The organism is Mesorhizobium yinganensis, assembly GCF_040081985.1.
In the GTDB taxonomy this organism is placed as follows: Bacteria; Pseudomonadota; Alphaproteobacteria; order Rhizobiales; family Rhizobiaceae; genus Kumtagia; species Kumtagia yinganensis.
This window is the reverse complement of record NZ_JBEBMH010000001.1, coordinates 340,672-367,165: the sequence shown is the minus strand read 5'-3', so window position 1 is coordinate 367,165 and position 26,494 is coordinate 340,672. Positions and strand designations below refer to the sequence as shown.

Here is a 26,494-nt window from a genome sequence, read left to right as displayed (position 1 = left end):
AATACGAATTCAGACGGTAGCTGGTCGCGATCTCATGGGAATGTCAGAGCGCCAGTGGAAAAGGGAATCTGAATGACAGCTAGCAAGAGCGCTTCGGCAAGCGGTCACCCATTGCTAGAGGTCCGCAACCTCAGCATAGAATTTAACGGCCTTCGCGCCGTTGACGGGGTTGATTTCCAGGTCCGCCCGGGCGAGATCGTCGGTCTCCTCGGCGAAAGCGGCAGCGGCAAGTCGATCACGGCTTACGCGATGCTGGGACTAGTCAAGCCTCCGGGCAGGATCGTCGCGGGCGAGGTTCGCCTTGAAGGCCGGGATCTGCTGAACATGCCTCCCGGCGACCTCCGTGAGGTGCGGGGAGGCAATATCGGCCTGATAGTTCAGAACCCTCGTTCCGCCCTGCATCCCATGCTGAAGGTGGGGCGCCAGATAGCCGAAGTCTGGCAAGCGCATAATGACGGGTCATCAAGGGCAGCACGTGAGCGAGCGTTGGAAATGCTGCGCCTCGTCGGTATCAACGATCCGGAGCGGCGCTTGGAGGCGTTTGCACACGAACTCTCAGGCGGCATGGCGCAGCGTGTGCTCATCGCGATGGCGCTGTCCTCCATACCCAAGCTGCTCGTTGCGGACGAACCGACCAGCGGTCTCGACGTCACGATTCAAGCGCAGTTCCTCGACCAGATGTGGCAGACCGTCAGGCGCACCAATTCGTCGGTTCTCCTGGTCACACAGGAAGACGGTATCATTGCGAACTACTGTGACCGCGTTGTGGTGCTCGACAAGGGCCGTATCGTGGACGAGGCCGATACCCGAAGCTATTTCGGGCGCGCACGCAGCAATTCGAAAGGCCACGTCGCCAGGACACCCGCCAAGGAGGCCGCACAGAAAAAGGACAAGCCGGCCTCACTGTTGGAGATTTCCGGACTGACGAAATACTTTCCGATCGCTAACTCGGACAAGAAGGTTCATGCCGTCACGGATTTCGACGTGACCGTACAGGCGGGCGAGACCGTCGGCCTTGTAGGCGAAAGCGGCTCGGGCAAGTCGACCGTCGGTCGCTCCATCATCCGGCTGTTCGAGATCAATGGCGGAAAAGTGGTATTCAAAGGCAAGGACGTCCATGCTCTCAGGGCGCAGGAACTGAAAGCCATTCGCTCGCTCATGCAGATCGTCCTGCAGGACCCTTACGACGCGGTAGACTTGCGCTGGACTGTAGCAAAAATTCTTTCGGAGCCGCTCGACGTCCACACGAAAATGTCCCGTGCCGACAAGCGCAAGCGCGTTAAGGAGTTGATGGATCTCGTCGACCTCGATGAATCGATGGCGGAAATGCGGCCGCGCGGCCTCGGCGCCGGCGCGCTGCAGCGCGTCAACATAGCGCGTGCGCTTGCTACAAACCCAGAGTTCGTGATCCTCGACGAGCCGACATCGGTTCTCGCTCCGTCGGCACGCGCCAGCCTGATCGCGCTCCTGCGCCGGCTTCAACGTGAGCTGGGACTGTCGTTCCTGTTCATCTCGCATGATCTGACGACTGTAAGCGAGGTGTGCGATCGGATCGTCGTCATGTATCTCAGTCAGATCGTGGAGATCGGTAGCATCCAAGATGTTTTCGAGAATCCGAAACATCCGTACACCAAGGCGTTGATCGCGTCGCATCTGGCGCCGGACGTCACGAACCGCCGCGTCGATCGCGAAAACGAGGACACGCTTGCGGGCGAGATTCCGAGCCCGATCGATCTGCCGACCGGATGTTATCTCTACAGTCGCTGCCCCTACCGCCTTGACCGCTGCCAGATTGAGCCGCAGAAGCTCGCTCCCGATGCGGAAGGGCGGATGGTCCGCTGCTGGCGCGCCCGCGAGGAGAGCAGCCTCCAGCCGGCCGCCGACACGGTCCGAACGCCAACCTTCGCCTAGAGCAGGCTCCGTCGCTCATCGCTTTCAACGACGCGCCGCGGCCGCCGGTCCGTCGTCATCGAAAAAGGGGACCATCTTGACGCAACAGAATCCCGTTCCTTGGCTCGCGCAACGCGTGCTCTCGACGACATACGACACCCTGCCCGCGCTGGCTGTCGACAAAGCGAAGACATTCCTTCTCGATTCCTTCGGTGTCGGCGTCGCCGGCTGCGCCGGCTTCGCGGTCGACAAGGTCATTAAGGTCGCGTCGGGATGGGGCGCAGCGGACGAAGCCACCGTTTGGGTCAGCGGCGAAAGGCTGCCTGCGACCGGCGCGGCCTTCGTCAACGCCTACCAAATCCACAGCCTCGAGTTCGACTGTGTCAACGAGGACGCCGTCCTGCACCCGATGGCGACGCTGCTCTCCGCGCTCTTCGCGTATGCCGAACGCCGCTCGCGCGCCGGCAAGCCGGTAAGCGGCAAGGATTTCCTGACGGCCGCGGTCGCCGGCGTCGACCTGTCGGTATTCCTCGGAAAATCTTCCAACGGTCCGATCCGGTTCTTCAGGCCAGCCGCCGCGGGCGGCTTCGGCGCGGCAGCCGCGCTCGGGAAGCTCGAGGGCCTCGATGCGGAAAAGCTGGCCCGCATCCTCGGCAACCAGTACAGCCAGACCTGCGGCACCATGCAGTCCCATGTGGAGGGATCGCCGCTTCTCGGCATGCAGGTCGGCTTCAACGCACGCGCCGCGCTGGTGTCCTGCGACCTGGCGCGCGAAGGGCTGCTGGGGCCGAACGACGTTCTCACCGGGCAGTATGGCTATTTCCGGCTGTTCGAAGCAGATGACTTCGACGTCGAACACGGCAAGCGCGAACTCGAAGCCCATTTCCAGATCGAGCTGATGTCGCACAAGCCTTTCCCGACCGGGCGGCTGACGCACGGACCGGTAGACGGCCTGAACCGGCTGATGAAGGAGCACGGTTTTGTGCCGGACGACATCGAGGCGATCACCTGCACCGTGCCTTCGCTGGTGAAGCGGCTGGTCGGCCGTCCGGACGTACCGACGCCGCAGCCCAACTACGCCAAGCTCTGCCTGCCTTTCGTCGCGGGAACCTTCCTCAACCATGGCAAGGTCGACGTCGAGCACTTCATCGGCCCCGACATGCTGAACAACGAGAAGACCCACGGGTATGCGGCGCGGGTTACCGTCGTGCAGGATGACAATCCGAACCCGAACACGATGGTGCCGCAGACCCTCGATGTGAAACTGAAGTCCGGAAAGTCGCATGGCATCCGTCTTGGCGCTGTGTACGGCCATCCGGACGCTCCGCTCACGCGCGACGAGAACCTCGACAAGTTCCGGCGCTGCTGGAAGCGGGCCGGGCTGAAGCCCGAGACGGGCGAGACCTTTATTGGGATCGTCGACGAATTCGAGACGATCGACGATGTCGCCGGCCTGACAAAATATCTGGTGAAATGAGCTTCGATATCGGCGCGGCGTCCACGCCGCGCCGGCTCATAGACACCGGTAGAGCGCTTCCACCAGCCTGCGCGAGCGCGGCGACGACCCGAAGCCCGGCGCCATTGATGCCGTGACATAGCCGAACGAAAGACGGGGGCTCGGATCGGCGAATCCGATTGCACCACCGGCGCCCCAATGACCTACGCTCGTCGAATTCGGTCCGAAATCCAGCCATGGCGGACCGGAGAGTTCGAGTCCTTGGCCATAGCGTATCGGAATACTCATCACCGGGTCGCAGCCGTCGCTGGAGGCTTGTTCCGCCCGCGCGGCAAGCTGTCTGTCCGGTGTCAGCAGGCTGCTTCTCCCAACAAGCTGTCCAAAGATTAGCGCGATGGACTTCGCCGTCCCATGACCGCTGCCGGAGCCGATTGCTGCCGCGCGCCATTGCGGTGAATTGAAGTCCTCATCCGCCGAAAAGAAGCGCATCGAGCGCTGGAACAGGTCGTCGCTGCCGAAATCGATTCCGTCGAGCGGCTGCCGACCGGTCTCCTGAGTAATGCGGGCGGCTCGTTCGGCCTGGCCGGACGTCATGCCAAGCGCGAAATCTGCGCCAAGCGGCCCCAGCAATTCCGCGGTCAGCAGGCTCGTAAGGGAGGTGGCACTTGCAGCGCGACGCATCGTTTCGCCAAGCAGATGGCCGTAGGTCATGTTATGGTATACCGGATTGCCGCGCGGGGGGACGACGGGTTGCGATGCCGCCAGCATACCCGTCATAACATCCCAGTCATACAGGCTTCCTGGGCGCACCGGCACGCTGACGGCAGGTAGGCCGGCGCGGTGCGTCAGCACGTCGAGCACGGTGATGTCGGCCTTCCCGGCTTGCGCGAATTCAGGCCAGTAGCTCGCCACAGGCATGCCAAGCTCGAACACGCCTTTGTCGATGAGGCGATGCGCCAGGATCGACAGGACGCCCTTGGTCACCGAGAAGCAGCATGCGAGCGTGTCCGGCTGCCAATCGGCCCCCGATGCCGGGTCGGCCGCCCCGCCGGCGACATCCACGACGATCTCGCCATCGATGGCGACGGCTATGCCACCACGCTCCTCACCCGCCGCAACCATCGTCGCGAACACATCGGCCAGCCGTCCGAATTGCGGCGACCAAGTGCCTGCGACGGATCTACCCGCCATTGGTCAAGCCGCGGCGTGTTCGATGCGCGCCAGGGCCGGCTTGCCGAGGATCATGTCGGAAGCCTTCTCCGCGATCATCATCGTAGGCGCGGAAGTGTTGCCGCTCACGATCGCAGGCATGATGGAGGCGTCGGCGATCCGCAGGCCGTCGATTCCCCTGACCTTGAGTTCGGCATCCACCACCGCCTTCGGATCCGCGCCCATCCGGCATGTGCCTGTCGGATGGAAAACCGTGTTTGCCCCCTGCCGAACCCATGCGTCGACTGCCGCGTCGTTCACCGTGTCGGCTTCGACCGGCGAAATGTCCGCAGCCTTGTAGCGGGCCAGGATCGGATTCTCCCCGATCCTGCGCGCCAGCCTGAAACCGTCGCGCATCACCTGCCGGTCATATTCGGAAGCGAGGTAGGCGGGATCCATGACCGGCGCGACCATTGGGTCGGGAGACGTGATAGTGACCTGGCCGCGGCTTTCGGGGCGAAGCTGGTAATAACTGATCAGATAGCCGTGGCGGCCCTGTCCGGCCCGCGTTGTCTCGAGATTAAGGCCGGGCACGAAGGTGATGTGAATATCGGGTTCGTCGAGTTCGGGCCGCGTCTTCAGGAACCCGCCGGCTTCGAGCGGGACCGCGGTCGCCGGTCCCGTGCCGAAGAGATAGGCGCGGGTCAGCGCGGAAACCGCGCGATCGGGGCGGAAGAGTGAGTAAAGCGTGATCGGCTGATTGGCCGCATATTTGAGATACACGCCCATGTGGTCCTGGAGGTTGCGTCCGACCTCCAGCAGTTCGAAGACCGGCGCCACGCCGGCCTGCTTCAGGACTGCCGGATCGCCGATACCCGAGACCTGCAGCAGCGCCGGCGAATTGATGGCGCCGGAACTGAGAATGATCTCGCGACGCGCCATTACGGTCTGCGGCTGCCCCTCGCGTAAGACCTCGAGACCGACGGCGCGGCCATTCTCCAGCCTGATGCGGCGCGCCATGGTCTTCGTCCAGACGGTCAGGTTCTGCCGTCCCTGCGCGGGCCGCAGATAAGCCGTCGCGCTGGAAACGCGGCGGCCCCTCAGTATGTTGAAATCGTAGCAGCCCAGTCCTTCCTGGCGCGCGCCGTTGAAATCGTCGTTGCGGCGGAAACCTTCGTCGTAACCGGCGTCGAGGAACGCCTGATACAGCGGATTTGCCGCCTTCGCCTTCTCGACATGCAGCGGGCCGCCCTGACCGTGGAAGGCGTTGCCCGGCCGTTCGGGATTGTCTTCGGCGCGAATGAAATAGGGAAGCACGTCATCGTAGCCCCACCCGGTCAATCCCATCTGCCGCCAGATATCGTAGTCCGCACGCGTGCCGCGCATATACATCATGCCGTTGATGCTGGAGCAGCCGCCGAGGACTTTGCCACGCGGCCATTTCACCGAGCGGCCGTCGAGATGCTCCTGGGGCGCGGTCGAATAGTGCCAGTTGCTCGGCCGCCAGAAATAGGCCGCGCCGGCCATCAGCGGAATCGAAAAGACAGGGTTGCGATCGGACCCGCCTGCCTCGATGAGCAGCACGCTGTGGCGTCCGTCCTCCGACAGGCGGTTCGCCAAGACGCAGCCGGCCGATCCGGCACCGACGACGACGAAGTCAAAACTTTGCATACGTACTCACCCTAGAATGGGAGTTCGGCTCCGTTCATGGCGATGGCCTGACCGCTGATATACTCGGCGTCCGGCGTCGCGATCCACGATACAGCCGCCGCAACGTCGGCCGGCGTGCCGAAGCGCCCCCACGGAACCGTGTCCATGAAGCCTTTCACGATGTCGTCCGGCGACTTGCCGGTGACCCGCGAAAAGCCTTCGGAAATGTCCTTCCAGAACGGCGTCTGTATGTGGCCGGGCGTGTAGCAGTTCACGCGGATCCTGTGCTTGGCGAGTTCGATCGCCAGCGACTGCGTGAAGCCGATCGCGGCGGCTTTCGAGGCGCAGTAATGCGACAGGTTCGGAGCGCCGCGGCGACCGGCGCCCGAGGAGGCGTTGACGATCACGCCGCCCCTGCCCTGCTTGATCATCTGGCGCGCCGCCGCTCGGGCGCCGAGGAATATGCTGTGCATGTTCACCTCGGTGACACGCCGCCACTCGGCGAAATCCATCTCGACCACCGGGGTGATCGCGATCACGCCTGCATTGCAGACCATGACGTCGAGGCAGCCAAATCGCGAGACTGTATCGGCAACCGCCTTGTTGACCGCGGCCTCGTCGCAGGCATTTCCCTCAAGGGACAGGAACCGGTCCTTCGGCGCATCGATCGCGGTCGGTTTCAGGTCGAAAGAAACGACGGAGGCGCCATCGGCGAGGAACCGCTCGACGATCCCCTTGCCGATGCCGCTTGCGCCGCCCGTTACCAATGCAACCTTGCCGTCATGAACGCCCATGCGTACCTCCGAAGTTCACCCTGCACGACTTTCGGCCGATCGTTCCGGCACCTGTCGCCTGCTGGCAAATCTACATGAAATGAATGCGCATGCAATCACTTCTCGCGCCGGCCACTCAGAAGCGGGGTGGTCTCTTTTCCATGAACGCATTGTAGCCCTCGCGGAAATCGTCTCCTTCGAAACAGGCCCTGATCTTCGCTTCAACAGGCGCGAAGTCCGCTCCGTCCAAAATGGCGTTAACGGTCGCCTTGCTCGTTCGGATCGAGGCCTGGGAGAGGGTGGCGAGATGCTCGGCATACGCGAAGGTCGCCGCCTCGATGTCGTCCACTGCGACCAGACGGTCGACCAGGCCGATCGCATATGCTTCCTGCGCATCGATCAACCGGCCGGAGAACAGTATGTCCTTTGCCCGCGCAGGTCCGACCTTCTCCATCAGGCGACGCGTGTCGTCGATGCTGTAGGACAGGCCGAGCTTCGCCGGCGTTACCGCGAAGCGCGAGTGCGTCGCGGCAAATCTGAGGTCGCACGCCAGGGCCGTCGCGCACCCGCCTCCGACGCAGATGCCGTCGATCAGCGCTATCGTCGGCCGGTCGATGTCGCGGAGCGCCTTCAGCCCCACCTTGATGAGGGTATTGTACGCGTCGCAGGATTCCCGGTCCGCATAGATCGTGCTGAATTCGCTGATGTCGGCGCCCGCGCTGAACGCGTCGCCGGCGCCGCGCACCACCACCGCGCGACAGCCCGGATCGCCTTCGATCCTAGCGACCAGCTCGGGCAAGGCGCGCCACATGGCCTGCGATATGGCGTTTCGCCTGCCTGGCTGATTGAGCTGCACCACCGCCGTCGAACCTTCGCGGGACAAGCGGAGCGCTCCACCCGCTAACTGTTCCTCGTTCAGACCCATCAGTCACGCCTCACGACATTTGTCCGGACAAATCACGCATGCCCTTCCTGCACTGTCAAGTTTGCCGACGTCGATTTTTTCCTGACATGGGGATTGACTCGGCGGACACATGAGCTGAATTTGTCCGGACAAATCTACTCTCCGGACAGGTTACGCGCCCATCCGGACCGGGAGTGATCATGACTGCACCGTTTTCCTGGCCGGGGGGAGCCCGTCTCGCCATGTCGTTCGTGATCAATATCGAGGAAGGTTCCGAGATGTCGATCGCGCGCGGGGACAAGGGTCCCGAGCCCGTCGACGAGTTGGGTGTCGCGCTGAAGATTCCGATCCGGAACTATGCGAACGAAAGCAACTACCAATACGGCGTCCGTGCAGGCGGGCCGCGCGTCTTTCGCCTGTTCGAGGAGCGCGGCATCCCGGCCACCGTGACCGCCGCGGCCCAGGCGCTGGAGGCGGCGCCGGAACTCGCCGCGATGATCCGCAATGGCGGGCATGAGATCTGCAGCCATGGCTGGCGATGGATACATCAGTTCTCCTATGACGAGGCGCGCGAGCGCGAGTTTATCCGCAAGGCCGTCACCAGCATCGAATCGACGACCGGCGTGCGGCCCTATGGCTGGCTGTCGCGCTACCTCCATACCGACAGGACCCGCAGGCTGCTGGTCGAGGAAGGGTTCGTCTATCACATGGACGATTTCTCCGACGACGTGCCGCGCTGGGAAATGGTCGAGACGACGGACGGACCGAAACCGATGGTCATCGTCCCCTATGCGCTCGATACGAACGACATGAAATTCTGGACGGCTCCGGCCTATACGCCGGACCAGTGGCTCGATTACGCCGCCGCGACCTTCGACCAGCTCTACGACGAGGGCGCCGAGGCGCCCCGCATGATGTCGCTCGGTCTTCACCTGCGCATTATCGGGCGTCCCGGGCGCATCGGCGTGCTCGCCCGCTTCATCGACTACGTCAAGGCGCGTCCGCAGGTATGGTGCGCCACCCGCCTCGACATCGCCCGCCATTTCGCGGCGGCCGTCCCTGCTCCCGAAAGCGTTTCCTGATGACTTCGGCAGAACCGAACCCGGTCGAGCGCGTCGCGCGGCACATCGTCGACACGAGCTTCCAAAGCCTCCCGGCCGCCGCTGTCACCAAGACGAAGGCCTTCCTGTTGGACACGCTCGGCGTCGGCATCGCAGGTACCTCGGGCGCCGGTGTCGCTGAACTGAAGGAGGTCGCCGCGGACCTGGCGCCCGGCGCGGACGAGGCGACAGTCTGGCTGACGGGGGAACGCATGGCGGCCCAGTCGGCGGCACTGGTTAACGCCTATCAGATCCACTGCCTGGAGTTCGACTGCGTGCACGAGCGCGCCGTTCTTCATCCCATGGCGACCATCCTGTCGGCGGTCTTCGCGTGGGCGGAGCGGCGCAAAGCCCGGACCGGCGAACTGATCTCGGGGCGCGATTTCATCACGGCGCTGGCGATCGGTGTCGACATCTCGACCATGCTCGGCTCGGCCAGCAACGCACCACTTACCTTCTTCCGTCCGGCCACGGCCGGCGGGCTCGGCGCGGCTGCCGCGATCGCCAAACTCGCCGGCGCCGACGTCCTGTGGGTGAAGAACGCGCTGGGCGCGCAATACTCCCAGACCAGCGGCACCATGCAGGCGCATGTCGAGGGTTCGCCGATGCTCGGTATGCAGGTCGGGTTCAATGCACGCGCCGCCATCGCCGCCAACGATCTTGCCGCCGCGGGCTTTCGCGGGCCCCACGATCTGCTGACCGGGCGCTACGGCTACTTCGTCCTGTACGAGAAGGACGACTACGACCTGGCGCCCGAACTCGCGCGGCTCGGCAGGGAGTGGCAGATCGACGCGATGTCGCACAAGCCTTACCCGAGCGGGCGGCTGACCCACGGATCGATCGACGCGCTCGGCCAATTGATGAAGCGGGACGGTTTCAGCCCAGCAGATATCGCCAGGATCGTCTGTCGCGTGCCTCCGCTCGTGCATCGCCTCGTCGGCCGGCCGGATATCCCGAACCCGGAGCCGAATTACGCCAAGCTCTGCCTGCCATTCGTGGCCGGCGTGTTCCTGTCGCGCGGCCATGTCGACGTCCCGGATTTCCGCGGGCGCGAAATGCTGGACGACCCGGAGGCGCATCGCTTCGCATCGCTCGTGGATGTCCAGTTGGACGACAATCCCGACCCCAACGCCATGGACCCGCAGAGCGTGACGGTGTGGCTCCGGGATGGAAGCGAGCACTCCATAACGCTGCCCTATGTCTACGGCCACCCCAAGGCGGCGCTTACGCGAGAAGAGAACATCGACAAGTTCCGCCGCTGTTGCGGGTATGGCCTGCACCCGCTGCCGGAGGCGCAGGTCGACGAGATCGTCACCCTCGTCGACGCACTCGATGCCGCCCCGGACATTACCCGCCTCGTCGATCTGATGAGGGCGTCATGAGCAGGCCGGCGAGAGCCCGGCGCACCCTTCTGTTCGCGCCGGGCAATCGCGTCGAAGTTCACCCGAAGGCATTGGCAAGCGGGGCCGACGTGGTTTGCCTCGATCTCGAGGATGCCGTCCCGCCTCACGCCAAGGCAGAGGCGCGCGCCCTTGCCGTGCCGTTCCTGACCGGAGAACCGGGTCCGGAACGCGTGATCCGCATCAATTCCGTCCGGTCCGCTGAGGGGCTGAGGGACCTGCTCACCATCGTCGACGCGCGTCCGCGGCAGGGCGTGATCTTCCTGCCGAAGGTGGCGACGAAGGATGAGGTCCGGCTGGTCGCAGAGATTCTCGCCGAGGCAGGGCTGCCGCTCGACATAGCGATCCTGATCGAAAGCGTGGAGGGACTGGAGAACGTCGCGTCGATCCTCGCCGAGAGCCCGCGCATCGTGTTCGCCATGTTCGGCGGGGCCGACCTCTCGGCCGAACTGGGCGTCGCCATCTCCCACGACCCGCTGCTCTACGCGCGATCCCGGGTCGTCCACGCAGCTAGGCTCGCCGGCGTCGACGTCTTTGACGTTCCGTCGCTCGATTTCCGCGACCAGGCTGTCGTCCAGGGCGAGACCGAGACCGCGAAATGCCTCGGCTTCACCGGCAAGGGCGTCATCCATCCCTCCAATGTCGCGACCGTATCCGCCGTCTTCACACCGAAGCCGGAAGAGGTCGCCCGCGCCGAAGCGGTCGTCGCCGCCTATGAAGCGAGCCCGAACGGCCTTGCCGTGATCGACGGCAAGCTCATCGAACGCCCCGTTGTCCGCGCCATGGAGCGCATCCTGGCGCTTCGCGACGTCACCAACTGATCAACATTGGGAAACATCATGGTCACCACCATCAAGCAGGTCGGCCCGAACCGATATCGTGAGAGCTTCGGCCGTTACTTCGAGGACTTCGTCGTCGGCGACATCTACGAGCATCGCCCCGGCCGCACCATCACCGAAACGGAGAACACCTGGTTCACGCTGCTGACGATGAACACCCACCCTATGCATTTCGATGCGGAATACGCCAAGCACAGCGAGTTCGGCCGCTGCATCATCGCCTCGCCGTTCACGGTGGCGCTCGTCGTCGGCATGAGCGTCACCGATGTCAGCCAGAAGGCGATCGCCAATCTGGGTTGGACCGACATCAAGCTCACCTATCCCCTCTTCGCGGGAGATACGCTGACGGCCGAATCCGAAGTGCTGTCGAAGCGCGAGAGCAAGTCGCGCCCGAATGCAGGCCTGTGCACCGTCCGGTCGCGCGGCTTCAACCAGGACGGCAAGCTCGTCTGCGAGTTCGAGCGCACCATCCTCGTGGCGAAGCGCGGCTTCGACGTCGAGGAAAAGGCCAAGTACTGACGGAGACCCGCACGATGAGCCTCAACGCCAATCCCGCCGACCTTTCCGAAGACGACGCCGCGATCCTCGACGCGGTCGAGAAGTGGCTCGACCGCGACGTCCGGCAGCATGTGCTGAAATTCGAGCATGCGGATGAATACCCGGCAGAGATGGTCGAGCAGATGAAGGCGCTCGGCCTTTTCGGCGCGGTTATCCCGGAAGAATGTGGCGGCCTTGGACTGTCCGCGACCACATATGTGCGCATCATCGAGAAGATCGCCTCGGTCTGGATGTCGCTGACCGGCGTTCTCAATTCGCATCTCATCATGTCCGCCTGCGTAAACCGCAACGGCACGCCGGAACAGAAGCGGAAGTATCTCCCCAAATTCGCGACGGGCGAGATCCGCGGCGGCCTGGCGCTCACCGAGCCGGATGCCGGGACCGACCTCCAGGCGATCCGGACGCGCGCGGTGCGGGACGGCGACAGCTATGTGGTCAACGGCACCAAGACCTGGATCACCAACGGCATCCACGGCTCTTGCTTCGCCCTTCTCGTAAAGACCAATCCCGACGCCACCCCGCGTCACAAGGGCATGTCGATGTTCATCGCCGAGAAGGGCGAAGGCTTCACGGTATCGCGCAAGCTCGAGAAAATGGGTTACAAGGGCGTCGACAGCGCTGAACTGGTGTTCAACGACTATCGCATTCCTGCGGAAAATCTCATAGGCGGCGAGGAAGGCCGCGGCATGCAGGCCGCTCTCGGCGGGCTGGAGCTCGGCCGCATCAACATCGCGGGGCGCGGTTGCGGCCTTGCCGGCGCGGCGCTGGCCGACAGCGTGAAATACGCGCAGATCCGCAAGACCTTCGGCAAGCCGATCGGCGAACATCAGGCGATCCAGCTGAAGCTCGGCGAGATGGCGACCCGGCTTCAGGCCGCACGCCTGCTGACCTATGACGCGGCCCGCGCCTACGACCGCGGCGAACGCTGCGACATGGAAGCCGGAATGGCGAAGTATTTCGCCTCGGAGGCGGCCGTCGAAAATGCCCTCGAAGCCATGCGCATCCACGGCGGCTATGGATATTCGAAGGAGTATCACATCGAACGCTATTTCCGCGACGCGCCGCTGATGTGCATCGGAGAAGGCACGAACGAAATCCAGCGCATCATCATCGCGAAACAGCTGATCGAAAGAAACCCGGCGTGATGGCGCAGGAGGCCGCGGGGACGGATGACAAGCGGGACCTGCCGCTCGCGGGCATCCGCATCCTCGCGGTCGAGCAGTACGGCGCCGGCCCGTTCGCCAGCCTCTATCTTTCCGACATGGGAGCCGAGGTCATAAAGATCGAGGCGCCTGCGGACGGCCCGAACCCGGGCGGGGATTCGTCGCGCCAGTCCGGGCCGCACTTCCTCGGACAGAACGACAGCTACTTCTTTCAGACGTTCAATCTCGGCAAAAAAAGCCTCACACTCGACATGCGCAAGCCAGAAGGGCGCGAGGTCTTCCTTCGCCTGGTGTTGACTGCCGATGCGGTGATGAACAATTTGCGCGGCGACCAGCCCGAGAAGCTGGGATTGACGCACACCGCGCTCGCCGGAACGAAACCGTCGATCGTCTGCGCGCATCTTTCGGGCTATGGCCGGACCGGCCACCGGAAGTCCTGGCCGGCCTACGACTACCTCATGCAGGCGGAGGCCGGGTTCCTGTCGCTGACGGGCGAGCCGGACGGCCCGGCGACGCGCATGGGCCTGTCGATCGTCGACTATCTGAGCGGCATCACCATGGCATTGGCACTGACGGCCGCCCTCCTTGGTGCAGCGCGCACGGGGCGCGGCCGCGATGTCGACGTGACCCTGTTCGACGTTGCGGTGCATCAGTTGACCTACCCTGCAGCATGGTACCTGAATGCCGGCGACGTGGTCGAGCGCCGGCCGCGCTCCGGCCATCCGGCGGTCGTTCCCTGCGAGACGTTCCCGACCAGGGACGGCAGCATTTTTGTGATGTGCATCCTGCCGAAATTCTGGATTTCGCTCTGCCGAGAACTCGGCCTGCCCGAACTCGTCGACGATCCCCGCTTCGCCGAGCCTGCGGGACGCTTCGCCAACAGGGATGCGCTGGCCGCGCTCCTAGACAGCGCCTTCGCCGGACGCTCGACCGCCGAATGGGTGCAGGTCCTTGCGGGCAAGGTGCCGGTCGCGCCGGTCTTCACCCTGCCCAAGGCGCTCGACAGTTCCTACCTGTCCGAAACAGGCATGATCCAGAGCTTCGACCATCCCCAACACCCCAACTATCGCGTGCTTTCGAATCCGATCCGGGTCGACGGTGCCCGCCTCGAGGCGTCGCGTGCGCCGGCGCTCGGCGAACATTCCGACGCGGTGTTGCGGGAGGCGGGACTTACTGCCGGCCAGATTGCGGCGCTGCGTGCCGCCAATGTCATCTAGACGGTTTGGAGAAGGACCGACGGCATGAAGATGGAGGGTTTCCGCGTTCTCGACCTGTCGCTCTTCTTGCCAGGCCCGATGCTGACGCAGACGCTCGCCGACCATGGCGCGGAAGTGATCAAGATCGAACCGCCCATTGGCGGCGAGCCCGTCCGCAACGTCGGCTACCGCGCCGGCGGGCAAAGCGTCTGGTTCCGCAACACGCATCGCGGCAAGAAGAGCGTCGTGCTCGACTTAAAAAAGCCGGACGACGTGGCGCTCTTCCTCGAACTGGCGAAAACCGCCGATGTCGTCGTCGAGGCGTTCCGGCCGGGCGTCGTCGACCGGCTCGGAGTCGGCTACAAGGCCGTATCCGCGGTCAATCCCCGGATCGTCTATGTCTCGATTTCGGCTTTCGGCCAGAGCGGTCCGGAGGTGCGCCGGCCAGCCCACGACCTTGCTATCGAAGCCCTGTCCGGTGTGGTGAGCCTGAACCTCGGGGCCGACGGGAAGCCTACCAATCCGCACATGCCCGTGGCGGATATGGCGGGATCGCTTGTCGCGCTCTCAGGCGTCCTGATGGCCTTGCTGCGGCGTGAGAAGACCGGGCGGGGCGATTACATCGACATCTCGATGCAGGACGCCACCATGAGTTGGCTGCCCAATGTGACGGGCCCCGTCTTCGCCGAGGACCGCGCCCCGAAGGTGAAGGAGGAACGTTCCTTCGGCGGCAACGCGCTCTTCTCGATCTACGAGACCTCGGACGGCAGGCATATCGCGCTTGGCGGCGTCGAGCACAAATTCGCGGAGAACCTGCTCAACGCGCTCGGCCGCCCCGACCTGATCGATTTGGCGACGCGCGGACCCGGCTCGCATCAGCAGCCGGTCAAGGATTTCCTTGCGTCCGAATTCGTCCGGAAATCGCGCGACGAATGGGAAACGTGGTTTGCCGACAAGGACGTCTGTTTCGCACCGGTACTCGACCTGCACGAGGCCTTCCATCGGCCTCAGGTGGCAGCGCGCGAGATGCTGGTGACGGACGCACAGGGCAACAGGCACATCGGCATCCCGATAAAATACGCGGACGAACCTGGCAGACTCGATCCCCGCCTGCCCACCCTTGGCGAGCATACCCGGCAGGTGCGGGACAAGATCGGCTCACGCGGCTAGAACTATACTCCGCTCCAGCCCCGGCTGCCCTCGCGGCGAAGATGCATGGTGTAGGAGAAGCGGTCGCCGGGATGATCGTTGATCGAGATGAGGAGCACCTTGCCGTCGGCCGACAGGTAACGGCGGATGACCCTCACAGCCCAGATCCGCGATGACGTCGCCAGCCGGGCCGCCGCCACGCGGGTGATGGGAGCGGCGCTGATCTCTTGCACGACATCGGCGACCGCGACCCCGTATCTCTGCTCGATCAGGCTGTAGATGGCGCCCTCGTGCTGTTCGAGACTGTCGGCGACGTTGGCGAAGGCCGGATGGATCAGCACCGTCGAATGGCAAATAGGAGCTTCGCCTTCATGCCCGAGGCGGACGCCCGAAACCTGCAGCCAGGGTTTGTCGCCCTCTTCTCCGACATATGCCGCCAGTTCCGCGTCGAGATGATGCGTGTCATGCGCGTATATGCGGAAAACCGTATCGGCCGCATACTGGAAAAGCTCGCTCAGCGACCGCATCGAATGAACGTAGTTGCCCTGGACCTGCGACGCGACCACCTGCGTTCCAGAGCCCTGCCGCCTCTTGACCAGGCCGGCATTAATCAGTTGGCGCAGCGCCTCGCGAACCGTGTAGCGGCTGACGCTGAATTCGCTGCAGAGCTCGTTCTCGGTCGGCAAAAAATCCCCGACCGCATAGACGCCGTCGACGATCTTGCGCCGCAGGAGATCACCGAGCTGCTGGTATCGTGGTGACTTCGAAGTTGCGTCGCCCTGGCTCATCCAGCCCTTCCATGCTGGTTCGTCTTGTGCCTGCCGTGCCAGGCAGTTGCAAGCCTGTCGCGGAACTGCGGCGCGGCAATCGAGATGAGCGCTTCGGCGCGGCCCTCGGTTCCCATATTGCGGAGATTGACGATGCCGTGTTCGGTCGCGACGAGATCGATGTCGGAACGCGCTACCGAAATCGGGTTCGTCGATGACAACGAAGGCACGATGCGGCTGACGCTTCCGTCCCGCGCGGCAGACGGAAGCGCGAGGATCGATCGCCCTCCCGCCGATGCGCGTGCGCCACGCACGAAATCCACCATGCCGCCATGGCCGCTCACCTGGATATCCCCCATGAATTCCGCATTGGCCTGGCCGTACAGGTCGATCTCGAGCACGGAGTTGATCGACACCAGATTTGGGATGTTCGCCAGAACGCCCGCCGCATGCGTAAAGCTCACCGGCCGGAACCTTACATTGGGCTGCCTCGCGACCTCGGCCAGGAAATCCGCATGTCCGAGCGCCACCCCGGACGTCACTCCCAGCTCGAAGGCTCCCGACCGATTCGCCTCGATGAACGCGCCCGAGAGCATCCCGCCATGGAAGCCTAGCCCACGCATGCCCTCGAGCCGCCGCAGGACCGCCGTCTGCAGCTTGCCCAGACCGAGCTGGATCGTGTCGCCCGCGCCGATCTGCGCGCGGATGAGTTCGGCGATGGCTTCGGTCGGCGCATCAGGCTCGCCTGCGTCGTAGCCGACCATCGCGGCGCCGGATTCGACGAATGCCTCGAAGCGATCGAGCGGATATCTCGGCCCGTCCGGGACATCCGGCAGGTTGGTGTTGATGATCCCGACGGCACCTGCCCCGCCGGCCAGCACCGACGGCGTGAAATCGGCGGAAGGCCCGAGCCCGACCGTTCCGTCGCCACGCGGTTTCGTGACGTTGAAGTAGGCGATGTCGATCGTGCCCGCCGAGCGGACCCATGCTTCGTAGGTCGAGTAGTGCAGCGGCATCAACTCGACGCGCCCCGAAGATCGCCGCGGCCGCAGGCCGGCTGTCGCGAAGATCGTCTCGACTGTCGTCCGCCGGCCGATCGCCGAGAGATCGCGTTCGTTGACGCCCGGAACGTGAACACCGGTGATGCGCATGTCCTGCCACAGGTCCGGGTCGGCCGACGCAACATCGAGAACAGCCGAAGGTTCGCCGAGGCAGCCGGCTACGTAGATGCGCGAACCTCGGCAGGCGAGGCGGACGGCGCTTTCGGCACTGACCTTATGTCCATTTTGCAACGCAGATTCGTCCAATTGGGCTTGCGATTACCGAATGTACGGATAAATTGTCCGGACAAATTTTGATGCAGCATGCGTCAAATGCCTCGATGGAGCAAGCCCACAGTCGATGAATGTACCGGCCCCGAGCATAACGGAGTCCCTGGTCGAGTTGCTGTCGCGGCCGCGCTCCGACGCCGACAGAGCCTGCGCTGCCTTGCACCTAGTGGACTGGCTCGGCTGCGCGGCGATCGGCCATGTGAGCACGGTCGGCGGCCTTCTGTCGCCCGGCAATGCCGACGGGGCGGCGCTGCCGCTCGCGGTGTCATCGGACGATCCCGCGGCCACGGCGTTCGCGCTCGGCGGTCTCGGCAGTGTCCTCGAGATGGATGACATCCACCGTACCGCGATCCTGCACCCCGGCCCTGTCGTCATGCCCGCCGCTCTGGCGTTTGCGCGCGACATCCAGACCGCGACCCTGCTGGACGCGATCGTAGCGGGCTACGAGGCGATGGTGCGCATAGCCGGCGCGGTCGGCGCGGCGCACTACGCGGTGTTCCACAACACGGCAACATGCGGCGGTTTCGGCGCGGCCGCCGCCGCCGCTCATGCGCTCGGCCTCGACAAGGCGGCGACCGTTTCCGCGCTCGGCAATGCCGGGACCGTCGCGTCAGGCCTCTGGCAGTGCCGGAACGAGCCCGTGATGACCAAGACCTTCCATGTCGCCGAGGCCGCGCGCCGGGGCGTCGCAGCCGCTGTTCTCGCACAGCGCGGCGTCACCGGTCCGCGGTACATACTGGAAGGCCCGCAGGGCTTCTTTGCCGCCATGGCCCCGGATGGCACGCCGCAGGCGATCGCGGCGAGACCCGACGCGCGTCTCGCGATCTACGATACGAGCTTCAAGCCATGGCCGGCCTGCCGGCACGCGCACCCCGCCATCGATGCCGCATTGCTGATCCGCGAGGCGCTCGACGACGTGCACTCCGACGACATAGCGTCGATCCATGTGGACAGCTATTCCGACGCGATCACCTTCTGCGACCGCGTCGAGCCGACGACGACGGCCGGCGCGAAGTTCAGCCTGCAGCATGTCGTAGCGCTCGCCCTCTTGCGCGGCGGCCCGAAGCTCGAGGATTTCGAGCCGGACCGGCTGCGCGGCAATGCCCCGTCCGAACTGCGCCGCAAGGTGACGGTGGCCGCGTCTCCGGCCTTCACCGACGTCTATCCGGCTCATTTCGGCGCATCGGTCCGCGTCACCATGAAGGACGGCCGCGTCGTCGAGCGTCGCATCGACGATGCCTGGGGTGATTCCGAGAACCCGATGAGCGACGCGGAGGTCTTCCACAAGGCGCGCACGCTGCTCGCAGCCGCGGGCGTGACGCCCGAACGCGCGCAAGCCCTCATCGACGGCGCCGCCGCTCTCGCCGAGGGCGCTCCCTTCTCCGCAATCGCCGACGACATCATCGCTCGACGCCCTTCATTCCAGTAGCGCTTAACCTTCCGAGGCCGCCATGAACTATTTCGACGCAATGGACTATCCGCGCATGATCGCGGAGTATGGCCGGCCGGAAAACTTCCTCGCCACCTTCTCCAGGCTGAGCCGCGACGAGCTACGGTCGATCCAGGAACGCCGCTTCAAGTCCACCCTCGAATTCGCCTGGAAGGTGCCCTTCTACCAGCGCCACTGGGGTGCCGCAGGCATCGAGCGCGGCGACATACGCGGCCTTGACGACATCGTGAAGCTGCCGGCCTATTCGAAGGGCGACCTGATGAAATCGGTCGAGGCGCATCCCCCTATCGGCGACTTCCACGGCCTTGACACCTATGCACCCGAGCAGCGCCCGCCGCTGATCTTCCAGACGACGAGCGGCACCACCGGACGCCCGCAACCCCTGCTCTTCGGACCCAAGAGCCGCGAGATCCAGAACCTGCTGCTGGCGCGGTTCTATGCGCTGCAGGGCATCAACAGCGGCGACGTGGTGCACTCCGTCTACGGCCACGGCATGGTCAATGGCGGCCATTATGTGCGCGAGACGATCCTGCACTGGATCGGCGCTCAAATGCTCACCGGCGGAACGGGCGTGGAGACCCGGTCGGCCAACCAGGTGAACCTGATGAAGGATCTCGGTGCGACCGTCATCATAGGCTTCGGCGACTACATCAAACATTTGTCGCAGCTCGCCCGCGAGATGGGGCTGGAGCCCGGGAAAGACATCCCGATCCGCATCATCGCCGGCCACCTCGGCGCGGAAAGCCACGAGACGATGTCGGCCGCCTGGGGCGGAGCCAAGGTGTATGACTGGTATGGCGTGGGCGACACGGGTGCCATCGCCGGCGAAGGTCCCGACGTCGCGGGCATGTATGTCCAGGAGGACGCGCAATACCTGGAAATCCTCGACATCGCGACCGGGCAGCCGGTCGCCGACGGCCAGTCGGGCGACATGGTCTGCACGTGCCTCTACAAGGACGACGTCTTCCCGATCATCCGCTTCAACACGCATGACGTATCGGCATTCCACACCAACGAGTCGCCGCTCGGGCTGAAGCTGCGCCGCCTCGTCGGCTTCCTGGGCCGCAGTGATAACATGGTGAAGCTGCGCGGCATCAACATCTATCCCACGGGCATCGGCGCCATCCTCACCGAGAACCATCCGGAACTGCTGTCGGAGTATATCTGCAAGGTCGAGCGCGCGGATGGACGTGACGCCATGACCGTCCATGTCGAGACGCGGGGCGACCGGCATGGCGACGTCGCCGCCTACGAGACCTTGCTGCGCGCCCGTCTCGGCGTCGAGATCGGCGTGCAATTGGAGGCACCGGGCGCCCTCGCCTCGCTGACCCAGATCGAGAGCCGGCAGAAGCCCATCCGGCTGATCGACAATCGCAAGGCCGAGGCATGACCGTTGCGGCACCAGGGCGATCGGCGATGGATCGGCTGGGCGCAGGCGAGGCGACGGCGCGCGCGCTTCTGGAAGAGACGCTTGCCGCGATCTCAGCGACCAATGGCGATTGGCATGTCTTCACCTCGATCGCCGCGGATGCGGCGCGGCTCGCGGCGGATGCGAGCGACGAGCGACGCAGAGCCGGCAGCTTGCTCGGACCGCTGGACGGCGTGCCGGTCGCGATCAAGGACAATATCGACGTCGCGGGTCTGGTGACCACCAACGGTGCCAGCTTCAGGACAGAGCCGGCATCGACGGATGCGGTCGTCGTGCGGCGGTTGCGCCAGGCAGGCGCCGTCATCGTCGGCAAGCTCAATATGCACGAGGGCGCGCTTGGCGCGACGACCGACAATCCGTTCTGGGGCCGCTGCGAGAACCCGCGGGTTCCCGGGCACACGCCAGGCGGATCGAGCGGCGGGTCGGGCGCAGCCATCGCAGGCGGGCTGGTGCCGATAACGCTCGGCACGGACACGATGGGCTCGGTCCGCATTCCGGCCGCCTATTGCGGCGCCTGGGGATTGAAGCCAACGCGTGGGCTTGTGCCGACGGGCGGCCTCTCCCTGCTGTCATGGACCCTCGATTCGATCGGCCCGCTGGCTGGCAACGCGGACGACCTCGCACAGGCATTCTCGGCGATGGCGGGGCGTGATCCGATGGACCCGGACGGCTTCTGCGCCCCGGATCGGATCGACCCGGGCTTGCCGGCGATCGATTTGACAGGTGTCACTCTCGGCGTGTCGTCCGCTGTCGACGAGGTCGCGTGCGAACCGGAAGTCAAGGTGGCCTACCTCTCCATGCTGGATGCGGCGAGCAACGCCGGCGCGACCGTCAGGCCGGTCGACGTAGCGGGCTGGCGTCCGACCGAGGCGCGCCGCGCCGGGCTGCTGGTCTCGGAAGCGGAGGGCGGTTTCGTCCACGGCAGGGAGATAGACGCCGGCGGCGACGCCTTCTCGTCCCCGTTCAGGGCCATGATCGAATACGGCCGCCGCGCGCCCGGCGAGCGTCTCGCCGCTGCCTACCACCGGCTCCGCGACCTGCGCGCCGCGACCCTGCGCGCCGTTCTGCAGGTCGACGTCCTGCTCCTTCCGACCGCGCCGCAGCGCGCCTTTCCGCACGGCGCACCGGCACCGGTCAATCAGGCGGATCTGACCGCCGTCGCGAACATTGCCGGGTGCCCGGCCGTCGCGTTTCCACGCGAAGCGGCGGACGGCGGTGCGCCGTGCTCGATCCAGCTGATCGGCAGGCCTTGGTCGGACATGCAGCTGATCGCGATCGCCCGCGAGATGGACAGGTTGAAATGAGCCAACCCGGTCACGATCCTTCCGCTGCAGGTTCGGCGATCACGCTCGTCTGCGAAGCCGGCGCCCGCATTTGCGCGGCAGACGGCCCCGAGACCGTTGTCAACAGGGCTGCCTCCGTGGTCTTCGCCGGCCTTGGCGACCGGCATGCGCACGAATTGCCCGATGCGCTGCGCCCGGGGCAAACCCAGTTCTTCGTCGCGGGCTGCTTCTTCGTGACACCCGGCCGCCAGCATCAGATGCTGATCGGCAATATCGGATTTCCTCCCGAACAACGCCGCCTCCTGATCCCGATCGACGGCGGCAATCCCGGCCAGGTCATCGCCAGCGGCATGCCGCTGCTGCTCGCCGACACCGAGGCCGCCCCGGATTTCAGGCAGTATCTCAAAACTTCCCGCATGGGCTCGGCGATCTACGCGCCCCTGATCTGGCAAGGAGACACGATCGGTCTCTTCATCATGGCGGCACAGGCGAGGTGGACGATGCGTCAGGCCGATCTCGAGATCCTTCGGGCCATCGCGCCGACCATCACAGCCGCATGGATGGCGCATGGCGGCCCCGAATGGTTGCGCAGCGAGTACATGGAGGCGATCCGAAACAAATAACGGCTTGGCTTCAAGAAAATAGACTAGGAAACCGTCAGGAATATTCCTGCTGGATATATTCTCTTTTTTCATAAAGTTCCATCAGCGAAATTATTCATTATTATTCATTTGTTTTATTGTTGACCTCAAATCCTTGTCGCATCAATATTGAATACGCATGCAAGAACAACATGCGACAAATGGGAAAACGAGATGAACATGATGCACCTGCGTCGGACGGCGCTGATCGCGATATGCGCGACCACCCTCACCGCATTGACGGGACTGTCGAACGCCGAAGACCTGCGCCTCGGCTCCAATTTCGGCGACACACATTCCAGCACCCGCGCCCTGAAGGAAGTCTTCGCACCGAAGGTCGAGGAATTGACGCAGGGCCGGCATACGGCCTCCGTGTTCGCCAACAGCGAGCTCGGCCAGACCTCGGAAATGGTCAACCAGGCGCAGAGCGGGATAAACTTCGGCGTCTACGTCTCCACCGCTTTCTACAATTCCCAGGTCCCGGCGCTCGGCGTGACGAACCTGCCCTTTGTGTTCTCGGACCGGGAGACCGCCTTCAAGGTCATCGACGGCAAGTTCGGCGAACAGTTGAAGCCGCAATTCGAGGAAAAGGGCCTCGTCATCCTCGGCTTCATGGAACTCGGCTTCCGCCATATCACCAACTCGAAACATCCGATCGTCGAGCCCAAGGGTGTGGCAGGCCTGAAAATCCGGCTGCAGAGCAATCCGGTTCATATCGCCACGTTCGAACTGCTGGGAGCGAGCCCGGTCGCGCTTGACGGCACGGAGATTTTTTCAGGCCTGAGCCAGGGCGTGGTCGACGGCCAGGAAAACCCCTACTCCGTCATCAATAACCTGCGCCTCTACGACGCCAAGCAGAAATACGTGTCGGAGACCGGGCATTTCTTCGACATCATCGTCTTCGCCGGCTCCAAGGCCGTGCTCGACCGGATGACCCCCGAGGATCGCGCCGCGGTCATTGAAGCGGGCCGCCTTGCCACGATCGAGCAACGCCGGATTGCAGCGGAAGACGAAGCGGCTAACCGGAAGGTGGTGGCCGAGAAGGGCGTCGAGATCACCGTCCTTACTCCGGAGCAGCGCGAGGCGTTCCGGGCGGCGACGGCGCCCGTCTACGATCAGGTCCGGGGAACGCTCGGAAAGGAACTGGTCGACAGCTTCCTGGCTGAGGTTGCGGCGAACGAGTGAAATCGGATGCGGCGCGCGCGCCGCACGCCCCGCAGCTCTCGGATTCCCGGATTCTCCACAGTTCGAAGCTTGACAAGACGGCGCAGGCCTTACAAAGTGCATGCGTATTCAATGGTTCGCGGCAGCTGCGGGAACGGCTGCCCGAAGAATGGGGAAGTCAAGACATGTCCATCTTTCAGCATGGCTTCAAGGCCATTGCATGCGCTATCACCCTGGCGGCGGCGAGCATCACCGTCCATGCCGAGGAGCTGCGGCTCGGCTCGGGCTTCGGCGACAATCATTCCTCGACCCGCGCCATGCGCGACATCTTCATGCCGAAGGTCGAGGAACTGACGCAGGGCCGCTATACGGCGTCGGTTTTCGCCAACAGCGAGCTCGGACAGGCGCCCGAGATGATCAACCAGGCGCAGTCCGCAATCAATTTCGGCGTCTTCGTCTCCTCGGCTTTCTACAATTCCCAGGTGCCGGAAATCGGCGTCACGAACATGCCTTTCACCTTCCAGAACCGTGAAATGGCGTTCAAGGTCTTCGACGGCCCGTTCGGCGAGAGCCTGAAGCCCTTGTTCGAGGCCAAGGGCCTCGTCGTCCTCGGCTTCATGGAACTCGGCTTTCGCAACATCACCAATTCGGTGCGGCCGATCTCGAAGCCGGATGACCTGAAGGGCCTGAAGATCCGGCTGCAGAACAACCCGGTTCATATCGCGACGTTCAATCTGCTCGGCGCCAGCCCGACCTCGATCGACGCGAGCGAGATGTTCGCGGCGCTGAGCCAGGGCGTCGTCGACGGTCAGGAGAATCCCTACGCCGTCATCAACAGCTTCCGCCTCTACGACGCCAAACAGAAATACCTGACCGATAGCGGTCATTTCTTCGACGTCATCGTCTTCGCGGCCAGCAAGAGCGCGCTCGACGCGATGACGCCCGAGGACCGCGCCGCGGTGATCGAGGCCGGCCGTCTGGCCACGCTCGAGCAGCGCAAATACGCGGCGGCCGACGAGGCGACGAACCTCGAGACGGTCCTGTCGCACGGCGTCGAGTTCACCAAGCTGACTCCAGAACAGCGCGAGGCCTTCCGGACGGCTACCCTGCCGGTTGTCGACGAAGTCAAGGGACGTCTCGGCGACAAGCTCGTCAACGACTTCATCGCCGCGGTCGAGGCTGTGAAGTAACTGCGATGACGCGTGTTCTCGATGCCGTCGACCGCGCCCTGATGGTTGCGGTCACGCTGCTGATCGCCATCCTCGTGGTCGTCATCGCCGCCGACGTCGTCGGTCGATACGGCTTCGGCAAATCGCTTCTCTTCGCGAACGAGCTCAGTCGCATGGCGTTCATCTGGATGACCTTCCTGACAATGCCGCTCGGCATCTCGCGCGGCCTCCACGTCGCCGTCACGACCGTGCCCGACGCCCTGCCGGAAGCTTACCGGCCATGGCTCTACCGGATCGGCGTGGCCGCGGTGTTCGTCCTGATGTGCGTGGTGTGCTGGGGGTCTGTTGTCAGCATCAAGGCGCGATCGTTCGAGATGCTGAACACCCTGCCGATCAGCGCGGCCTGGTACTACTACCCGCTCGCCGCGGGTTCGGCATGGTCGGCGGTCCATCTCGTCGCACGCCTAATCGCCGGCAAGCCGGTCGAACGTACGGACAACGGGCTGACGGAGCAGGCGGTATCATGAGTTCCGTTGTCGCAATCGTATTCTTCGTTACCTGCATCCTCGGCCTCTCGATAGCCTTTGCCTTCGGGCTGGCCGGTCTCGTCGGCCTCTGGATGAGCGGCCTTCCGGTCGAGATGCTGGCCTCGAAGATGATGTTCGCGGTGAATTCCTTTCCGCTGTTGGCCATCCCCTTCTTCATGCTCGCCGGAGAGCTCATGGTCCGCGGCGGCATCGTCGCGGTTGCCATCGAATTCGCCAACACCCTGATCGGCCGTGTGCGCGGCAGTCTCGGCCACGTGACCATCCTGTCGGGCCTCGGCCTCGCCTCGGTTTCGGGGACCGCGGTCGCCGATGCGGCGGCATTGGGCGGCGCGCTGATGAAGCCGCTCGGCAACAGTTACGGCCGTCCCTTCGGCGCGGCACTGATCGCGGCGACCGGTAATCTCGGTCCGATCCTGCCGCCGTCGACGGCGATGATCGTCTACGCCACCATCGTCGGCCCCGAGCTGTCGTTGCCGGCGCTGTTCATCGCCGGCGTGTTGCCCGCCGTGCTCATTGCCGGGCTGATGATCTTCTATGTCTACTTCGCCGCCCGCTGGCGCGGCTTTCCGCTGCTGGGAAATCCGTTCAGCTTCGGCGAGTTCGCGCGTGTCGGCTTCCGTTCCCTGCCGGTGCTGATGCTTCCGGTCATCGTCATCGGCGGGATCATGGGCGGCGTGTTCACGGCGACGGAGGGTGGCGCGATCGCCGCAGTGTTCTCGCTGCTGCTCGGCCTCTTCTACACGCGGCAGCTGAAGCTCTCGGACATCCCGGTCTGCCTGCTCCATGCGGGACTGGCGACGGGCGTCGTCACCGTGATCATCGCATTCGCCTCCACGGTCACCTTCATATTCTCAATCGATCACCTGCCGCTGCTGCTGCGCACCACGATCGAGAGCATGACCAGCGATCCGACCATGTTCCTGATCCTCATCTTCCTGATGCTGGTGGTGATCGGAATGTTCATGGAATCGACGGCGGCCTATGTGATGCTCGTGCCGATCTTCGCGCCGATGGCCCTCGCCTATGGCATCGAGCCGCTCCACTTCGCGCTCGTCTTCATCCTGACCCTGATCGTCGGCATGCTGACGCCGCCCGTCGGCGTGCTGCTCTTCGTCATGGTGGGCATATCGGGATTGAAGATCTCCCAGATCGTCAAAGAGGTATGGCCGTATATCCTCATCCAATTCGGCGTGACGCTGGGCGCTCTCTTCTTCCCGAGCATCTTCCTCTTCCTGCCAAAGCTGGCGGGCTATTGAAGAAGGCAAGGGTCGCAAGGACGGGGTTCGTCGGCGGTATGGGTCTGTCTGCGGGCTTCGTATCGGCAAGCCAATACGAAGCTGACGAGACGGCCGATCTGTTCAGCGGCAACCGGGATGGCATCGTGGCATTCCCGGCAGACTGGCGGCCCGGATCTCGCGCCTGAGTTTCACCGGCTTGCCAGCAGCGCCATCAACCGATCATGGCGCCACTTCCCCGAACATCGGT

The 26,494-nt window shown here is 64.3% G+C and carries 23 protein-coding genes; 17 read left to right on the top strand and 6 right to left on the bottom strand.

Annotation, left to right across the window (positions count from 1 at the left end; genetic code table 11):
- Positions 1 to 72: 72 nt before the first annotated feature.
- Both ABMA59_RS01775 and ABMA59_RS01770 read left to right on the top strand, forming a co-directional pair.
- Complete coding sequence (locus ABMA59_RS01775; RefSeq protein ID WP_349003572.1) at positions 73 to 1,911, top strand: oligopeptide/dipeptide ABC transporter ATP-binding protein; 1,839 nt, start codon at positions 73 to 75, stop codon at positions 1,909 to 1,911.
- Between the two features lie 76 nt (positions 1,912 to 1,987).
- Entirely contained in the window at positions 1,988 to 3,367 is a 1,380-nt protein-coding gene (locus ABMA59_RS01770; RefSeq protein ID WP_349003571.1) for an MmgE/PrpD family protein, read from the top strand.
- Between the two features lie 36 nt (positions 3,368 to 3,403).
- Here ABMA59_RS01770 and ABMA59_RS01765 read toward each other — a convergent pair whose 3' ends face one another.
- The 4 genes from ABMA59_RS01765 to ABMA59_RS01750 all read right to left on the bottom strand — a co-directional run bounded on the left by ABMA59_RS01765 (position 3,404) and on the right by ABMA59_RS01750 (position 7,801).
- A complete protein-coding gene (locus ABMA59_RS01765) occupies positions 3,404 to 4,468 on the bottom strand; it encodes a serine hydrolase domain-containing protein (protein ID WP_349003921.1) in 1,065 nt (354 codons plus the stop codon).
- Positions 4,469 to 4,540: 72 nt separating this feature from the next.
- On the bottom strand, positions 4,541 to 6,166 hold the full coding sequence (locus ABMA59_RS01760) for a GMC family oxidoreductase (RefSeq protein WP_349003570.1): 1,626 nt from the start codon (positions 6,164 to 6,166) through the stop codon (positions 4,541 to 4,543).
- Positions 6,167 to 6,177: 11 nt separating this feature from the next.
- Positions 6,178 to 6,939: an SDR family NAD(P)-dependent oxidoreductase gene (locus ABMA59_RS01755; protein ID WP_349003569.1), complete on the bottom strand. Its 762-nt coding sequence runs from the start codon at positions 6,937 to 6,939 to the stop codon at positions 6,178 to 6,180.
- Positions 6,940 to 7,054: 115 nt separating this feature from the next.
- Entirely contained in the window at positions 7,055 to 7,801 is a 747-nt protein-coding gene (locus tag ABMA59_RS01750) for an enoyl-CoA hydratase-related protein (RefSeq protein WP_349003568.1), read from the bottom strand.
- Between the two features lie 221 nt (positions 7,802 to 8,022).
- Between ABMA59_RS01750 and ABMA59_RS01745 the strand changes: the two genes are divergently transcribed.
- Genes ABMA59_RS01745 through ABMA59_RS01715 form a run of 7 tightly spaced genes read left to right on the top strand, consistent with a single transcriptional unit; the run spans position 8,023 to position 15,248 of the window.
- Entirely contained in the window at positions 8,023 to 8,904 is an 882-nt protein-coding gene (locus ABMA59_RS01745) for a polysaccharide deacetylase family protein (RefSeq protein ID WP_349003567.1), read from the top strand.
- Positions 8,904 to 10,304 (top strand): MmgE/PrpD family protein, encoded by a 1,401-nt coding sequence (locus tag ABMA59_RS01740; protein ID WP_349003566.1) that lies wholly within the window; start codon positions 8,904 to 8,906, stop codon positions 10,302 to 10,304. Before ABMA59_RS01745 ends, ABMA59_RS01740 begins: the two co-directional genes overlap by 1 nt.
- A complete protein-coding gene (locus ABMA59_RS01735; RefSeq protein ID WP_349003565.1) occupies positions 10,301 to 11,143 on the top strand; it encodes an HpcH/HpaI aldolase/citrate lyase family protein in 843 nt (280 codons plus the stop codon). Before ABMA59_RS01740 ends, ABMA59_RS01735 begins: the two co-directional genes overlap by 4 nt.
- Before the next feature lie 18 nt (positions 11,144 to 11,161).
- Positions 11,162 to 11,680 carry a MaoC family dehydratase gene (locus ABMA59_RS01730; protein WP_349003564.1) on the top strand — a complete coding sequence of 173 codons (519 nt, stop codon included), beginning with the start codon at positions 11,162 to 11,164 and terminating at the stop codon, positions 11,678 to 11,680.
- A gap of 14 nt (positions 11,681 to 11,694) precedes the next feature.
- Positions 11,695 to 12,864 (top strand): acyl-CoA dehydrogenase family protein, encoded by a 1,170-nt coding sequence (locus tag ABMA59_RS01725; RefSeq protein ID WP_349003563.1) that lies wholly within the window; start codon positions 11,695 to 11,697, stop codon positions 12,862 to 12,864.
- Entirely contained in the window at positions 12,864 to 14,099 is a 1,236-nt protein-coding gene (locus ABMA59_RS01720; RefSeq protein WP_349003562.1) for a CaiB/BaiF CoA transferase family protein, read from the top strand. Before ABMA59_RS01725 ends, ABMA59_RS01720 begins: the two co-directional genes overlap by 1 nt.
- 24 nt (positions 14,100 to 14,123) lie before the next feature.
- Positions 14,124 to 15,248 (top strand): CaiB/BaiF CoA transferase family protein, encoded by a 1,125-nt coding sequence (locus tag ABMA59_RS01715; protein WP_349003561.1) that lies wholly within the window; start codon positions 14,124 to 14,126, stop codon positions 15,246 to 15,248.
- Positions 15,249 to 15,250: 2 nt separating this feature from the next.
- Here the strand turns inward: ABMA59_RS01715 and ABMA59_RS01710 are convergent, their stop codons facing one another.
- Together ABMA59_RS01710 and ABMA59_RS01705 are read right to left on the bottom strand one after the other, a co-directional pair.
- The gene (locus tag ABMA59_RS01710) at positions 15,251 to 16,015 is read right to left on the bottom strand and encodes a GntR family transcriptional regulator (protein WP_349003560.1); all 765 of its coding nucleotides are present in this window, start codon (positions 16,013 to 16,015) and stop codon (positions 15,251 to 15,253) included.
- Positions 16,012 to 17,286 carry an acetyl-CoA hydrolase/transferase family protein gene (locus tag ABMA59_RS01705; protein ID WP_349003559.1) on the bottom strand — a complete coding sequence of 425 codons (1,275 nt, stop codon included), beginning with the start codon at positions 17,284 to 17,286 and terminating at the stop codon, positions 16,012 to 16,014. Before ABMA59_RS01705 ends, ABMA59_RS01710 begins: the two co-directional genes overlap by 4 nt.
- 109 nt (positions 17,287 to 17,395) lie before the next feature.
- On the opposite strand from ABMA59_RS01705, the gene ABMA59_RS01700 reads away from it, so the two are divergent.
- From ABMA59_RS01700 to ABMA59_RS01665, 8 genes are all read left to right on the top strand, one after another.
- Positions 17,396 to 18,754: an MmgE/PrpD family protein gene (locus tag ABMA59_RS01700; protein ID WP_349003558.1), complete on the top strand. Its 1,359-nt coding sequence runs from the start codon at positions 17,396 to 17,398 to the stop codon at positions 18,752 to 18,754.
- A gap of 22 nt (positions 18,755 to 18,776) precedes the next feature.
- Positions 18,777 to 20,165 (top strand): phenylacetate--CoA ligase family protein, encoded by a 1,389-nt coding sequence (locus tag ABMA59_RS01695; protein WP_349003556.1) that lies wholly within the window; start codon positions 18,777 to 18,779, stop codon positions 20,163 to 20,165.
- Positions 20,166 to 20,191: 26 nt separating this feature from the next.
- Positions 20,192 to 21,508: an amidase gene (locus tag ABMA59_RS01690; RefSeq protein ID WP_349003555.1), complete on the top strand. Its 1,317-nt coding sequence runs from the start codon at positions 20,192 to 20,194 to the stop codon at positions 21,506 to 21,508.
- Complete coding sequence (locus tag ABMA59_RS01685; protein ID WP_349003554.1) at positions 21,427 to 22,110, top strand: GAF domain-containing protein; 684 nt, start codon at positions 21,427 to 21,429, stop codon at positions 22,108 to 22,110. The genes ABMA59_RS01690 and ABMA59_RS01685 overlap by 82 nt, the downstream gene beginning before the upstream one ends.
- Before the next feature lie 192 nt (positions 22,111 to 22,302).
- Entirely contained in the window at positions 22,303 to 23,313 is a 1,011-nt protein-coding gene (locus tag ABMA59_RS01680; RefSeq protein WP_349003553.1) for a TRAP transporter substrate-binding protein, read from the top strand.
- 164 nt (positions 23,314 to 23,477) lie between these two features.
- A complete protein-coding gene (locus ABMA59_RS01675) occupies positions 23,478 to 24,482 on the top strand; it encodes a TRAP transporter substrate-binding protein (RefSeq protein WP_349003552.1) in 1,005 nt (334 codons plus the stop codon).
- A gap of 5 nt (positions 24,483 to 24,487) precedes the next feature.
- Complete coding sequence (locus ABMA59_RS01670) at positions 24,488 to 24,988, top strand: TRAP transporter small permease (protein ID WP_349003551.1); 501 nt, start codon at positions 24,488 to 24,490, stop codon at positions 24,986 to 24,988.
- The gene (locus tag ABMA59_RS01665) at positions 24,985 to 26,265 is read left to right on the top strand and encodes a TRAP transporter large permease (RefSeq protein WP_349003550.1); all 1,281 of its coding nucleotides are present in this window, start codon (positions 24,985 to 24,987) and stop codon (positions 26,263 to 26,265) included. The genes ABMA59_RS01670 and ABMA59_RS01665 overlap by 4 nt, the downstream gene beginning before the upstream one ends.
- Positions 26,266 to 26,494: the final 229 nt, after the last annotated feature.